At 63.8% G+C, this 13,579-nt stretch carries 18 protein-coding genes; 12 read left to right on the forward strand and 6 right to left on the reverse strand.

All coding sequences use genetic code 11. The features are described 5' to 3' along the window. On the reverse strand, nt 1-776 hold a 776-nt coding region (locus VMJ11_RS13925; protein WP_325619993.1), incomplete at its 3' end, for a DnaA ATPase domain-containing protein. 423 nt (nt 777-1,199) lie between these two features. On the opposite strand from VMJ11_RS13925, the gene rpmH reads away from it, so the two are divergent. From rpmH to yidC, 4 genes are all read left to right on the forward strand, one after another. Then, complete coding sequence (gene rpmH / locus VMJ11_RS13930; RefSeq protein ID WP_026120950.1) at nt 1,200-1,334, forward strand: 50S ribosomal protein L34; 135 nt, start codon at nt 1,200-1,202, stop codon at nt 1,332-1,334. Nucleotides 1,335-1,407: 73 nt separating this feature from the next. Then, nucleotides 1,408-1,959: a ribonuclease P protein component gene (rnpA, locus tag VMJ11_RS13935; RefSeq protein WP_325619979.1), complete on the forward strand. Its 552-nt coding sequence runs from the start codon at nt 1,408-1,410 to the stop codon at nt 1,957-1,959. 92 nt (nt 1,960-2,051) lie between these two features. Continuing rightward, the gene (yidD, locus tag VMJ11_RS13940; protein WP_238467717.1) at nt 2,052-2,282 is read left to right on the forward strand and encodes a membrane protein insertion efficiency factor YidD; all 231 of its coding nucleotides are present in this window, start codon (nt 2,052-2,054) and stop codon (nt 2,280-2,282) included. Between the two features lie 30 nt (nt 2,283-2,312). Continuing rightward, nucleotides 2,313-3,977: a membrane protein insertase YidC gene (gene yidC / locus VMJ11_RS13945; protein ID WP_325619980.1), complete on the forward strand. Its 1,665-nt coding sequence runs from the start codon at nt 2,313-2,315 to the stop codon at nt 3,975-3,977. 138 nt (nt 3,978-4,115) lie between these two features. Here the strand turns inward: yidC and VMJ11_RS13950 are convergent, their stop codons facing one another. Continuing rightward, a complete protein-coding gene (locus VMJ11_RS13950; protein ID WP_325619981.1) occupies nt 4,116-4,535 on the reverse strand; it encodes a transcriptional regulator in 420 nt (139 codons plus the stop codon). A gap of 352 nt (nt 4,536-4,887) precedes the next feature. On the opposite strand from VMJ11_RS13950, the gene mnmE reads away from it, so the two are divergent. From mnmE to VMJ11_RS13975, 5 genes are all read left to right on the forward strand, one after another. Next, entirely contained in the window at nt 4,888-6,288 is a 1,401-nt protein-coding gene (gene mnmE / locus VMJ11_RS13955) for a tRNA uridine-5-carboxymethylaminomethyl(34) synthesis GTPase MnmE (RefSeq protein WP_325619982.1), read from the forward strand. A gap of 155 nt (nt 6,289-6,443) precedes the next feature. Continuing rightward, complete coding sequence (locus tag VMJ11_RS13960) at nt 6,444-6,755, forward strand: DUF4148 domain-containing protein (RefSeq protein ID WP_325619983.1); 312 nt, start codon at nt 6,444-6,446, stop codon at nt 6,753-6,755. 423 nt (nt 6,756-7,178) lie between these two features. Further along, nucleotides 7,179-7,358 carry a hypothetical protein gene (locus VMJ11_RS13965; protein WP_325619984.1) on the forward strand — a complete coding sequence of 60 codons (180 nt, stop codon included), beginning with the start codon at nt 7,179-7,181 and terminating at the stop codon, nt 7,356-7,358. Between the two features lie 147 nt (nt 7,359-7,505). After that, nucleotides 7,506-7,742, forward strand: a complete 237-nt coding sequence (locus VMJ11_RS13970) for a hypothetical protein (RefSeq protein WP_325619985.1) — start codon at nt 7,506-7,508, stop codon at nt 7,740-7,742. Nucleotides 7,743-8,117: 375 nt separating this feature from the next. Next, the gene (locus tag VMJ11_RS13975) at nt 8,118-9,143 is read left to right on the forward strand and encodes a S1C family serine protease (RefSeq protein WP_325619986.1); all 1,026 of its coding nucleotides are present in this window, start codon (nt 8,118-8,120) and stop codon (nt 9,141-9,143) included. A gap of 54 nt (nt 9,144-9,197) precedes the next feature. Here the strand turns inward: VMJ11_RS13975 and VMJ11_RS13980 are convergent, their stop codons facing one another. Next, nucleotides 9,198-9,587 (reverse strand): ecotin precursor, encoded by a 390-nt coding sequence (locus tag VMJ11_RS13980; RefSeq protein ID WP_325619987.1) that lies wholly within the window; start codon nt 9,585-9,587, stop codon nt 9,198-9,200. A gap of 129 nt (nt 9,588-9,716) precedes the next feature. Further along, nucleotides 9,717-9,875, reverse strand: coding sequence for a hypothetical protein (locus tag VMJ11_RS13985; RefSeq protein ID WP_325619988.1), 159 nt, complete (start codon nt 9,873-9,875; stop codon nt 9,717-9,719). Here VMJ11_RS13985 and VMJ11_RS13990 point away from each other — a divergent pair. Continuing rightward, nucleotides 9,811-10,134, forward strand: a complete 324-nt coding sequence (locus tag VMJ11_RS13990; RefSeq protein ID WP_325619994.1) for a hypothetical protein — start codon at nt 9,811-9,813, stop codon at nt 10,132-10,134. The genes VMJ11_RS13985 and VMJ11_RS13990 overlap by 65 nt on opposite strands. Nucleotides 10,135-10,435: 301 nt before the next feature. Here VMJ11_RS13990 and VMJ11_RS13995 read toward each other — a convergent pair whose 3' ends face one another. Further along, nucleotides 10,436-11,062 (reverse strand): LysE family translocator, encoded by a 627-nt coding sequence (locus VMJ11_RS13995; protein ID WP_325619989.1) that lies wholly within the window; start codon nt 11,060-11,062, stop codon nt 10,436-10,438. 495 nt (nt 11,063-11,557) lie between these two features. On the opposite strand from VMJ11_RS13995, the gene sap1 reads away from it, so the two are divergent. After that, a complete protein-coding gene (gene sap1, locus VMJ11_RS14000; protein ID WP_325619990.1) occupies nt 11,558-11,899 on the forward strand; it encodes a surface attachment protein Sap1 in 342 nt (113 codons plus the stop codon). Between the two features lie 302 nt (nt 11,900-12,201). Next, nucleotides 12,202-12,756 carry a YaeQ family protein gene (locus tag VMJ11_RS14005; RefSeq protein WP_325619991.1) on the forward strand — a complete coding sequence of 185 codons (555 nt, stop codon included), beginning with the start codon at nt 12,202-12,204 and terminating at the stop codon, nt 12,754-12,756. A 33-nt stretch (nt 12,757-12,789) separates the two neighbouring features. Here the strand turns inward: VMJ11_RS14005 and VMJ11_RS14010 are convergent, their stop codons facing one another. After that, nucleotides 12,790-13,200 carry a VOC family protein gene (locus VMJ11_RS14010; protein WP_325619992.1) on the reverse strand — a complete coding sequence of 137 codons (411 nt, stop codon included), beginning with the start codon at nt 13,198-13,200 and terminating at the stop codon, nt 12,790-12,792. Nucleotides 13,201-13,579 lie beyond the last annotated feature (379 nt).

The following is a 13,579-nucleotide window of genomic DNA, read 5'->3' on the forward strand; positions in this document are numbered from 1 at the left end:
TCCGCGTGGATGTAGCGGATGCGCGCGCCCGGCTTGTCCAAGAGGAGCTGGTTGCCGATCGCGTGGATCAGGTGGGTCTTGCCGAGGCCCACGCCACCGTAGAGGAACAGCGGGTTGTACGAGATGCCGGGATTGTCGGCGACCTGGATGGCGGCGGCCCGCGCGAGCTGGTTCGCCTTGCCGGTCACGAAATTGTCGAACGTGAGCACCGGGTTCAGCTTCGAGCGCTCGTAGGTCGGGTCGGCCTCGTTCGCCGACGCGGCAGCAGCCGCGCCCTGGCCCGGGCGCCACGTGCGGCGGCCGGCGGCGGCTTCGTTGGCGTCGAGGCTCGGCAGGTCGAGATCGGCGGCGTCTTCCGCCGTCGCATGCGCAGCGGCGCCAGCGGCGGCCGCCGAGGCGGCGTGCACCATGCCGGCGAGACCCGTGCCGCCGGTCATGGCGGCCGGTTGAGGCGCCAAGGTGGCAGCGGGGGCAGGCGCCGCAGCCAGCGGCGCGCGCGGCGCAGCGGCGACAGGCGCGCGCATGCCCGCCTTCGGGTCGAGGACGAACTGCACGTCGACGGGGGTCTGCCAGAAGTCGCGCGCCAGATCGGTGATCCGGCCCGAAAACTGGCTCTTGACCCAGTCGAGCTTGAAACGGTTGGGAGCGGCTATCTGCAGCGTGTTCGCCGCAGCATCGAAGGCAACCGGGGCCAACGGTTTAATCCACGTCACGTACTGCTGGGGCGTCAGCTCGCGCTCCAGTAGTGCGGAACAGTGTTGCCAGAATTCATTCATCGAGTTGCTGTGGTCGTTTTGTTTGCATGCATTGCCGTGGCTCCGCTCTTGTCGCACGAACGCAACGAGGCCCTGACGAGGCGACGGCAATTGCTCCGGAAGCCCGCGCGGCAAGGGTTTTGCGGCAAGCAGGCGGGCCGGAGCGGCATGCAGGATTCTTGGGATAGCCGAGATTCTAACGCCGAAATCCCCTCACCAGGAAGTTATCCACAGGGACGGATCAACGCACGGCCGTTCGGTCCGCTCCGCCTGCAACGCGGCCTTCGCGGGCCCGCCGCTCGCGGTTCGATCGGCTAAACTATTGACGGCTAACAAAAAACCGGCTTAAATAGCGGGTTCCGCGAAAACCAATCCCTAGTACCACCGGCCATTGCTTTTTTCCGCGATGCTCGCCGCGGTCAAAACTCAACAAGTGAGAGCAACATGAAACGTACTTTCCAACCCTCCGTTACCCGTCGCAAGCGTACCCACGGTTTCCGCGTGCGCATGAAGACCGCTGGTGGCCGCAAAGTGATCAACGCACGCCGTGCGAAGGGTCGCAAGCGCCTCGCCGTCTAAGCCGGGTAGCATCGCTATCAGCGAAATCACGGGTAGCGGTCCGGTCGCGGACAAGGCGCAAAGGGCGAACCGGATGAACGATCGGGACGTCATGCCGTTGCGAACGCAAGCCGCTTTTCCGAAAGCCGCAAGGCTACTGAAAACGGATGAGTTCTCATCCGTTTTTCGTTTGCGCCCCTGGCGCCGCACCGAACACTTCGTGGTGTACGGCCGGCCCACCGGCAACGCGGCGCGCCTCGGGCTCGTGATCGGCAAGAAGTTCGCGCCGCGCGCGGTCACGCGCAATCTGGTGCGCCGTATCGCGCGCGAGGCGTTTCGCGTGCGCCGCGCGCAGTTCGAGGGCTTCGACCTGCTGCTGCGTCTGCACACGAAGTTCGACCGCAAAGCGCTGCCGGGCGCGTCGTCGCCGGGGCTCAAGGCGTTGTGCCGCGGCGAGATCGAGACGCTGCTCGAAAAGGCCGCGCGTGAAGTCACGCGGCGCGGCGCCTCGTCTGCGACATCGGAGCGCACGCCTTGCGCGACGCCAGCGCCGGCATCCGCTGCACAACCGGCGCGTGACCAGGCCGGTAAAGATTCGCCGCCGGACCAGGGCACGTCCCAGACGGGCACGTCGCGCTCGTCATGAGCGGGGCACGCGGGTCCGGCATATCCCACGTATGCGCCGCGCGAGCGGCACGTGGTTCGTCATCGAGCGCGGAGCAATCTGGCCGCAACGCCATGCAAACGGTACTGATCGCACTGCTGCGTTTCTACAAGCTTGCCGTGAGTCCCCTTCTCGGCAACCGGTGCCGTTTTTATCCTTCCTGTTCGGATTACGCGCGCGAGGCAATCCAGTATCATGGCGCCGCGCGCGGGACTTACCTCGCCGCGCGGCGACTTTGCCGCTGCCATCCGTTTTCGGCGGGCGGCGTCGACCTGGTCCCGCCTGCACCTCCGAAAAAGCGCTGACGCGCCATTCCATCGACACTGAGACAACGCATGGATATCAAACGCACCGTCCTATGGGTCATCTTCTTCATGTCAGCTGTCATGCTGTACGACAACTGGCAGCGCGACCATGGACGCCAGTCGATGTTCTTCCCGAGCGCGACGCAGACGCAAACGGCCGGCGGCGCCGCGCCAGCTAGCGCCGCGAACGGCGCGGCAGACCTGCCGGCCACCACCGCGGGCCAGGCGCCGACGAACACGGCCCAGCCGGCCGAAGCCGTCGCCCAGCTCGTGCACTTTCGCACCGACGTCTACGACGGTGTGATCGACACGCGCGGCGGCACGCTCGTGAAGCTTGCGCTCGTGAAGGAAAGCGCCGACGGCAAGGGTCCCGAGCAGTACATCACGCTCTTCGACCACACGAAGGACCACACGTACCTTGCGCGCACGGGCCTGCTCGGCGGCGACTTCCCGAACCACAACGACGTGTTCACGGCGCTCGAAGGCCCGCGCGAGCTGACCGGCGACGCCAATTCCTTCCAGATCAGCCTGCAGTCGCCCGAAAAGGGTGGCGTGAAGGTCACGAAGACCTACACGTTCACGCGCGGCAGCTATGTGATCGGCGTTGACTGGAAGGTGCAGAACGTCGGCGGCGCGCCGGTTTCGCCCACGCTCTACATGGAGCTCGTGCGCGACAGCCAGCCGGTCGAAACGCCGCGCTTCTCGCACACGTTCATCGGCCCGGCGGTGTACTCGAACGAGCATCACTTCCAGAAGATCGCGTTCAGCGATATCGACAAGAACAAGGCCGACTTCGTGAGCCAGGCCGACAACGGCTGGATCGCGATGGTGCAGCACTACTTCGCGACCGCGTGGATCCCGCAGCAAGGCCTCAAGCGCAACATCTACGTCGAGAAGTTCGACGACTCGCTCTACCGCGTGGGCGTGAAGCAGCCGCTTGGCACGATCGCGCCGGGCGCGACGGAAAACGTGCAGGCGCGTCTGTTCGCCGGTCCTGAAGAAGAGCGCATGCTCGAAGGCATCGCGCCGGGTCTGGAGCTCGTAAAGGACTACGGCTGGGTGACGATCATTGCCAAGCCGCTCTTCTGGCTGCTCGAGAAGATCCACAGCTACGTTGGCAACTGGGGCTGGTCGATCGTGCTGCTCACGCTCTTGATCAAGGCCGTGTTCTTCCCGCTCTCCGCCGCCAGCTACAAGTCGATGGCGCGCATGAAGGAGATCACGCCGCGCATGCAGGCGCTGCGCGAGCGCTTCAAGAGCGACCCGCAGAAGATGAACGCGGCGCTCATGGAACTCTACAAGACGGAGAAGGTGAACCCGTTCGGCGGCTGTCTGCCGGTGGTGATCCAGATTCCGGTGTTCATCTCGCTGTACTGGGTGCTGCTCTCTTCGGTGGAAATGCGCGGCGCGCCGTGGATTCTGTGGATTCACGACCTTTCGCAGCAGGATCCGTTCTTCATCCTGCCGGTGCTGATGGCCGTTTCGATGTTCGTGCAGACGAAGCTGAACCCGACGCCGCCGGACCCCGTGCAAGCCAAGATGATGATGTTCATGCCGATCGCGTTCTCGGTCATGTTCTTCTTCTTCCCGGCGGGTCTCGTGCTGTACTACGTCGTGAACAACGTGCTCTCGATCGCGCAGCAGTACTACATCACGCGCATGATGGGCAAAGGCAAGAAAAAGCAGGAAGCCTGAGCGCACGGGCGGCGGTAACGCCGCCTCATGAGGCTCGAAAAAAAGCCGTCCGGTTTGCACCGGGCGGCTTTTTGCTTTGTTGGAGCGCCTTCTTCTTGACGGCTTGACAGCACAAAGCGTGGCCTTCGCGCACGCGCGTCAGTGCTTGTCCGCGTCGCCGTAGAATTGAGCGACCAGTTCCTGCAAGAGATAGCGGTGATGCGAGCTGAGCGACTCGATCTTCGAGGCCAGTTCGAGCGTTTCCTCGGAGAGCGGATATTTGTCGTCCGGCCTGCGTGGCTTCGGCACGGTCGAGGCGACATTGCCCGGCGGTCCGTAATGCAGCCAGTGGACGTCGACGTCGAACCATTTCGCCAACGTTTCCAGTTTGTCGTGCGTGGGAATGGTGCGGCCGCTCAGCCACTTATGTGCGGTTTGGGGCGAAACCGGATGCTCGCCGTGATGGCGGAGGTTGAACCGGTTGGCCAGATCGGTGCTGCCACGCAATTTTTCGGGTGCGCGCTTCATTGCGAACTTCAGGCGTTCGGCAAAGGCGGTTTTTTCTTCGGGTGTCGGCATGGCCCAGATTGTGCAGCCCTAAATCGACGAAGAAGACAACCAGTTAGGCTATATTTATCGTATGAAAGTGATAAATCGCCTGGCAATGAACGTCATATGACTTCGATTGATATTCCCGTAAATTCGTTTCTGGACAGACTCGTGGCAGAGGTTCGCCGCCGCTTTTGCACGAATCTGACAGATTCGAATAAGATCAATCTTAGCTAATTCGAGATAATTTGCGACTACTCTTAGCGTGGTTCCCGGCCGGGGAATGATGTGGCCGCCGCGTTACAATGCCACGCGTTTCGCTGCCGCTTTTGCGGTGGCCTCCAACCCCAATTCCAGCCCTGTTCCACGGTCCACTTCCGCCATGCTCGCCACCGATTCCGATCCCATTGTCGCCATTGCCACTGCGCCTGGGCGCGGCGGGATTGGCGTCGTGCGCGTGTCGGCTGGCCGTGCTGGTGCGGCGGCAACGCAAGCGCTGATGCAGGCCCTCACCGGCCAGGAGCTGCTTGCGCGCCACGCGAGCTACGTGCCCTTCCTCGACGGCGCCGGAACCGTGCTCGACCGGGGCATCGCGCTGTCCTTCCCGGCGCCGCATTCGTACACCGGCGAGCACGTGCTCGAACTGCAGGGCCACGGCGGCCCGATCGTGTTGCAGCTCGTGCTGCAACGCTGCATCGAGGCGGGCCGCGAGTTTGGACTGCGCCTCGCCGAACCCGGCGAATTCACGCGGCGCGCGTTCCTCAACGACAAGCTCGATCTGGCCCAGGCCGAGGCCGTGGCCGACCTGATCGAGGCGAGCACCGAAGCCGCGGCACGTTCGGCTGGCCGCTCGCTCGACGGCGCCTTTTCGCGCGACATCCACGCGCTCGTGGACGACGTCGTGACGCTGCGCATGCTCGTAGAGGCGACGCTCGACTTTCCCGAAGAAGAGATCGACTTTCTCGAAGCCGCCGACGCGCGCGGCAAGCTCGCGCGCATTCGCGAGCAGCTCGAGCATGTGCTCTCCGAGGCGCGCCAGGGCGCGCTGCTGCGCGAGGGGCTCGCGGTCGTGCTCGCGGGACAGCCCAACGTGGGCAAATCGTCGCTGTTGAATGCGCTCGCCGGCGCAGAGCTCGCGATCGTGACGCCCGTGGCCGGCACGACGCGCGACAAGATTTCGCAGACGATCCAGATCGAAGGCATTCCGCTACATGTGATCGACACGGCGGGCTTGCGCGACACGGAAGACGAAGTCGAGAAGATCGGCATCGAGCGCACGTGGAACGAGATCGGCCGCGCAGACGTGGTGCTGCATCTGCTCGATGCACGCGTGGGCATGACCGCCGAAGACGAAGCGATCGCTGCACGCTTCCCGGCGGGCGTGCCGGTCGTGCGCGTACTCAACAAGACGGATCTGACCGGCGTAGGACCCGAAGTTGCGAAGCGCCAGGCCGCAGACGGCAGCGAGATCTGCGAGCTGCGGCTTTCGGCAAAACAGGGCGACGGCGTAGCGTTGCTGCGCGCCGAGCTTCTGCGCATCGCGGGTTGGCAGGCGGACGCGCAGAGCGTCTACCTTGCGCGCGAGCGGCATCTGATTGCGCTGCGCACGGCGCGCGAGCATCTCGAGCAAGCGGCGGCGCACGCAGACCAGAACGCGCAGTTGCTCGATCTGTTCGCCGAAGAGCTGCGGCTTGCGCAGGAGGCGCTCAATTCGATCACCGGGGAATTCACCTCCGACGATTTGCTGGGTGTGATCTTTAGCCGGTTTTGTATCGGAAAGTGAGCCGCTGCCAGAAGCCACCACCCCACTCTTCCACCCCCAGGAACAATGCTTCCTATTTCAGAGGGTTAACCCTGAACATCGATCCTCCTACACTGTGGTTCATCGGATGCAGACACGCTGTCGCACCGAATCAAAAACCAAAGGAGGTAGTTAGCATGAAGTCCCTGATCCAGACCGTAGCCGTTGCCGTTGCACTCGTCGTGCCGATGGTATCGTTCGCGCAATCGAATGCGCCTGTCACCCGTGCCCAGGTGCGCGCCGAGCTCGTGCAGCTCGAGAAGGCCGGCTGGCGTCCGGCCGCAGGGGCGGATCCGCACTACCCCGACGATCTGCTCGCGGCCGAAGCGAAGGTCTCGGCCGCCAACGGTGCGGCGAGCGGTTATGGCGGCGTGTCGGCAGGCACCTCGGAAGCCGGCCGCCCGGCCGTGACGAAGGCCGACTGGAACGCGATGTATAACCATCCGTAACACGGCTAGTTCGCAGGCACGCTCGGCGGCCCCTTGCGCAAATGATTCGCATACCTGAATGAATACCTCCGCCGTTGCTGACCCGACGGCTTCGCTCGGGCCTTCCGGCCCGGGCGCTTTTTCGGGCGATCGCCACGCCTGTGGCAACGCACGCAAAAGCAACACATATTCACAAGCATATCTGCACACTACGAGCTAACTGCACCGCCAGTTAGTTCGTAGTGCAATTCATTTCGACTTCCGCGAACCGATGCATTCGATAAATGCGGCCCAGCCGTTGTCGTTCATTGCCACGGGCATCCTTTGCCCTGCGCATCGCAGCGGCCAGCGCCTGCCGCTGTAATGTGCTGACACACATCGTTGCGATTCCAAACCTTTTGCGCCGCGCAGCTCGCAGATAATCAAAGGCATAGGAGAACGACGATGAAAACACTGTTCTGCGCGATTGCTCTGGTTTGCTTGTCGGCCGGCCTCACGGGTTGCGTCGTGGCGCCCCCGTACGCCTACGCTCCAGCGCCTGCCTACGGCTACGCGCCGGGCTACTATGCCGCTCCAGCGGTGTCTATTGGCGTGGGTGGCGGTTATTACGGTTGGCGGCGTTAAGCGGACCGAAACAAGCCGGTCGAAAGGTTGCCGTGCCGCCCCATCCGGGTCCCATGCTCGCCCTATCCGATGTGATAGCTGTACACGCTCCGCCACATCACTAAAGTGGTGAAAACGTTTGGACAAGACGAGCACACGGGGGCAACCATGAAATTGATCGACGAACAGATCGCGCATATCACGCGTGCGATGGCACCCTCATTGTCCGCCGGCACTCCGCCAGCGGTCTTCTCAATCGATTACTGGTACGAGCGCCTTTCTGCGCTACTCGACCTCCCGCAGCTCACGCAGGTTCAGTTCAGGACAATCGATGCACTCATGGTCGAGCTCGAAGCGATTCAAGCGACCATTGGCGCCGACGCTATCGAGGCTTTGGCGGCCTGATTCACGGGTTCAGCTCGATCCGCAAGTCGCATCCGGCGCTGCGGATCTCTCCTTCTAACCTCGCCATGTCACCCGAGCATGGATTAGCCCGCGCAAGCGGGCTTCTTTCTTTTCGGGTGGCCATCCGATCGGGCGAGTGAGCGAACAGGCGAAAAAAGACCGCGGCAGGGGCCGCGGTCAAGAGAGCTAGCCATTAAGGCTTCCTACGCGACGCGAGGGTCGTCGCGACTCCATTCTGGTGGCATCGCCCAGGCGCAGCAACGCCTGCCGCCTCAATTTGACAATCGTTGACGTTTGCTGCGGCTCCGGCGCGTGCTCTTGAAAACGTCCCGCGCCCCCTGCATGTACAGCCCACTTTTTCCGGAGATTCGGATCGTGGGCAGACGACCTTCCTTCATTGACGATCTGGCTCGCGGCGTCCCGGCGGACGGCGCGAGCCAGCGTCCGGGCATCGACGACGACGTGCTACTCGACGCCTATTCGCGCACGGTGATCGGCGCGCTCGAGCGCGTGCAACCGGCCGTGGCCTACATTGCCGTGGAGCGCCGCGCGGCCGGGCAGGCCAGCGCGCGCGGTGGCAGCGGCTCGGGCTTCCTGTTCACGCCCGACGGCTATTTGCTGACGAACAGTCACGTCGTGCACGGCGCGAGCAAGCTGCGTGTCACGCTCGCCGAGGGCTCGACATACACGGCCGACCTCGTCGGCGACGATCCCAGCACGGATCTTGCCGTGCTGCGCATTGGCGCGCCCGAGGCGCTGCCGCATGCGCAGCTCGGCGATTCGGCAGGCCTGCGCGTCGGGCAGATCGCCATCGCAGTGGGCAGCCCGCTCGGGCTCGCGCAAACCGTGACGACGGGCGTCGTGTCAGCGCTCGGCCGTTCGCTGCGTTCGGAGTCCGGACGCATGATCTACGACGTGATCCAGACCGACGCCGCGCTCAATCCGGGCAACTCGGGCGGGCCGCTCGTCAATTCGGCCGGACAGGTAATCGGCGTAAACACGGCCATCATTCCGGGCGCGCAGGCGATTTGTTTTGCGACGGCCATCGACACGGCGAAATGGGTCATCACGCAACTCTTCGCGCACGGCCGCGTGCGGCGGGCCTACATCGGCATTGCCGGCACTACGGTGCCGATCTCGCGCAAAATGCAGCGCTACTTCGAGCTCAGCGCGACGAGCGGCGTACGGGCGATGGAGATCGTCAAGGGTAGCCCCGCGGCGCTCGGCGGCCTGCGCGTGGACGACACGATCGTCACGATCGACGGCGTGCCGGTGGACGGCGTCGATGCGCTGCAGCGCTTGCTCGACGCTTCGCGCATTGATCAGGCCGTGGAAATCGGTGTGATCCGCTTGACGCAGAGACTCAATCTGCGGGTGACGCCCGTCGAGCAAACGGGCTAGGCGAACGATGCGCCCGCGCGCCGGCGAAGCAGCGTCGGCGCGCCATTGCATGCGTTACCAGCCGCCGCCCGGCTGGGCGTAAACCGGCTGTTGTCCATAGCCTGGCTGGGCGTAGCCGTCGTCGTATTGCGGCGGCGGAGGTGGTGCAGGCTGCGCCGGGGCGCACGCCACGTAGCGGCCGTACTGGTCGTAGCAGGTCGCTCCGGGCGGGGTGGCCGCATACACCGGAGCCGGCTGCGCATACACCGGCGCGGCCTGCACATAGGCCGGCTGCGCCGGATACGCCACGGCCGGGGCGCTGTTCAAAACGGCGCCTACCGCGGCGCCAATCAGCGCGCCGCCAACCAGTGCTCCCACCACGTCACCGCCGTGATCGTGCGCGCTCGCGGGACCGGCCGCGACCGCACAACCCGCCAGCACCAAAACGGCCGCCATCTTTCGCATGTTGTTCTCCCTGAGAACCTTTGAAAACATGCGAGCGATTGTCGGCCCGATCGATGGATACAGGTGCTGCAAGTGGTAACGACGAATTACGGGGGGCGCGAGTGTGCACATGGCCGGGAGGAATTCCCGTCAGCGTGCGTGTTCACCCTTGTGGGTATCGGCTTCCGGGTCGCGCGGCGTGCTGTCACGCCGCCCGCCAGGCGGAGAAAGAAGGCTGAGTGCGATGGATAGCACGACCAGCACGAACAACGAGACGAAGTACGTCATCCAGGAGAACTCGGGATCCACGAGCGCCTCCGATGCAATTCGGCGCGTTCATCCGCGCGTCGTGCGCTCCCGCTCAGTGATGCAGGATGCTGCGAAGCGGATGACGCCAGTCCATATGATGTCCGTCTCCCGCTTGCACACGCTGTCGGTGCTCCTCAAGGATTTCGTCGGAAAACAGGAAGACGACAATAACGAGGGGGATGACCAGAAACGCGCCCAGTATTACGTGTTCGATCACGATAACCTCCTGGCTGTCAAGCGATTTGCAGTTGCATTGTAGCCGCGACGCGACATTTTGCACATCGGGTGTACATCGAAGCGCAAAAAAAATGTTCGGCAACCATCACAACCTCAATGAAGCAGGGCGCGTGCCCGGCGGCGCGGCCGGGCTCGCAGGGCATCGGCGAAGGTCCGGCAGACAGCGTTCAAGGAAGGGCGCGCGATCTGGATAACCCCCTGAATAACTGCGGGTGCAGAGTGGGACAAGCCGTGGAAACCCAGGGGAAAACGCCGGGAGGGCTGGATAGCACCGCGCAAACAGCAGCGCGCGCTCGCCGTACGACCGCCCGTGCCGAGGCAGCTTATGCCGCCGACTTCCTCCACGCGGCGGCAAGGAGCCCGGCGCCAATCAGCAGCGTGCCGCCGGTGCGATTGACGACGCGTTGCACGCGGGGGCTGCGCACGGCCTTGCGTGCGGCGGCTGCGAGCATCGCATAGCCGAACGCGTTTAGCGTCGCGAGCACGAGGAAGGTGGCCTCGAACACGATGATCTGCGGCACGACGGCCATGTGGGGATCGATGAACTGCGGCACGAAGGCGACGAAGAAAATGATGCTCTTCGGGTTGAGCGCGGTGACCGCATAAGCATGCGCAAAGATGCGGCCGGTGCGCGTCTCGGAAGTGTCCGGGGCTTCGCCGTCGCCAACGGGCGCGCGCCAGAGCTTCACGCCGAGATAGATCAGATAGAGCGCGCCGACCCATTTGAGCGCAGAGAACAGCGTGGCGGAGGCCGCGAGGATCACGCCGAGGCCGAGCATGGAAGCGGTCATCGCCGTGAAGTCGCCGAGCGCGACGCCGGCAGTGGTCGCGAGCGCGTAGCGGCGGCCGTGGCCTAGCGCATACGAGACGACGAGCAGCACGGTGGGGCCGGGAATCGCAAGAAGGATCGCCGACGCAATCGCGAACGGCAGCCAGTGAGCGAGAGTCATGGGGTTCCTCCAGAAGGAAGCCCGATTTATCCACGAAGCCAGATGGTGCGCAAGGGCTTCCTGATGCCTGTTCCCCGGCAATCGGAAGTGAAGCTGGCATCGTTTTTATTCTGCGGACAGTACATTGGCGGCGCGTTTTTCAATTTGGGGGTATGCGACTTTAGGTGCGGCGCGTCAATCGTCAATCGGGCATCTATTAAACCGTTTAAATCATCGCAAGTTCTATTGTCGTATTCCGGCTATAACCAGTGACGCCTTGTTGGATAAGGCAGCTGGCTTTGTAATCAATGCTTCGGACTGCTCCTCAATGCCCCTGCGCGCCAGCCCTCGCGGCGTTATGGCACTCGACGCCAGACCGCGACAATCCGTCGCTGCTGCGTTTGCACACAAGCCGAGCTTGCAGTCTTTGAGCGCTTTTCTATTTTTAAAAACGCGGGTTCGGCGTGAGAGTTAAATACATAGCTAACCTGAGTAAAAACCCGCAGGAGGCAAAACATGAAAATGCTATCCGGTATGGTCGTCCTGGCGGCGAGCCTCGTTTGCGCCGCTGCCGTGCAAGCTCAGGAGGTGGCCGTCAAGCCGCAGCAGACGGTGCAGTTCAAGCCCGGCTCGTACGGCTGTCTTTCGAAGGACAAGCTCGACGCGGTCGCGCTGCACGAGCAGGCCGGCGAGCGCCAGCAGATGCAGGAATATTTCACCGGATTCCAGTGCCTCTCCACACCGGACAACCAGTCGTTCCGCGTGGTGCAGGTGGTGGGTCACGACGTCGAATTCGTCAACGCGGCCAACACCGACGAGCAGGGCCTCTGGACCACCGACCGCTTCATCAAGCAGTAACGCGCCACCGCATTCGCCGAAGGGCACCTGCGCACGCGCGGCCTGCGTGCGTGCCCGCAAGCGCCGATACGCCCCTCGCAACATCGCCCGACGCTCGCGCGTTGGGCGCCTGCATTGCCGGCCACACGTGGCGGTGATTCGCCGCGCGCCGCTGTCAAACCCCCGTCATTTTCGCGTCAGACCATCCGCATTGCGCCGCGCGTAGCATTGCCGCGGGCGCAGCGCGCTCGCTCGTGCCGCTGGCACGTGGCTTGCTCCAAACTTCGCTATCATGTGCGGCTTTTGCGCGTCCGGAATTCGGCATGGCACTGAAATCGACCATCTACAAGGCAGAACTGCAGATCGCGGACATGGACCGGCACTACTACGCCGACCATGCGCTCACGATCGCGCGCCATCCGTCCGAAACCGACGACCGCATGATGGTCCGCATCGCCGCGTTCGCGTTGTTCGCCGGTGAGCGCCTCGAATTCTGCAAGGGGCTCTCCGACACCGACGAACCCGACCTCTGGTGCAAGGACTATACGGGCGCGATCGAAACGTGGATCGAGGTCGGCCAGCCCGACGAGCGCCGCATCGCGAAGGCAAGCGGTCGCGCCGGCGAAGTCATCGTGATCGCCTACGGCGGGCGCACTTCCGACATCTGGTGGCAAGGCGTGCGCAACAAGGTCGAGCGTCTGCGCAACGTCACGGTATGGTCGCTGGGCGAGGGCGTGGCGGCAGCGCTCGGCGCGCTGGCCGAGCGCACCATGCGTCTGCAGTGCACGGTTCAGGACCGCGCGGCGTGGATCGGCAATGCGAGCGCCGAGCCGGTCGCGGTCGAATGGAGCGTATTCAAGGCGCCCGAAAACGTCTGAGCGCGTAGCGCGCGCCGTGGCAATTCACGCGATTCACGTACGCGGCGGCCCCTTCAGTTCCACCATGTTGCCTTCGGGGTCGAATAGATACAGCGATGGCCCCAGGCCCTCCGCTCCATAGCGCTCGACGGCATCGCCGGGATGCGCGCCATGTTGCGTCAGGTGCGTTTTGAGCGCTTCGGCGTCGAACGGCTCGACGCGCAGGCAGAGGTGGTCCATGTTGCCGCTCGCGCCGGCGGGTGGTGCGCCAGCGCCGCGATCCAGCGGGCCGCCTATCGTCACCAGGTCGATGAGCGAGCGCCCCGCGCGCAATTGCACGAGCCCGAGGTCGCGCTGTTCGCGCTCTGGCTCGCAGCCGAGCACGTCGCAGTAGAAACGCATCATCCTGCCCGGATCGGCTGCCCGGATTACGACGTGATCGATCTCGCGAATCTGGATCCGCATGGCGTCCTCCAGGGCATGCACGGCCCTCCATCTTGAACCTCCGGACGGATGGCGGCTAGCGGCGGCCGCAGCGCCGATGCCAGAACATGCGCTCTGCATCGGATGAGGACGGCAAAACAGTGGGAAGCGGCGGAAAATGGGTGCAAGAAGCGTCGCATGCGGTTAATGCAGGGCAAGCACAAGACGCTGGACGAAAAAAAGCCCGCTGCTGTGAGCGGGCTTAATCCATATCAGGAGGAGACATGGAGGAGACAGGGACCACTATACACAGCCGCCTGACGCGACGCAACAACTATTTAAGGGAAAACCCGCAATTTGGCTATTTTGTCGCACGGGAACTCACAAACCGCCACCAGGGATTCACCGAAGGTCAAAAACG

It is taken from the genome of Paraburkholderia sp. (assembly GCF_035501035.1).
Lineage (GTDB): Bacteria > Pseudomonadota > Gammaproteobacteria > Burkholderiales > Burkholderiaceae > Paraburkholderia.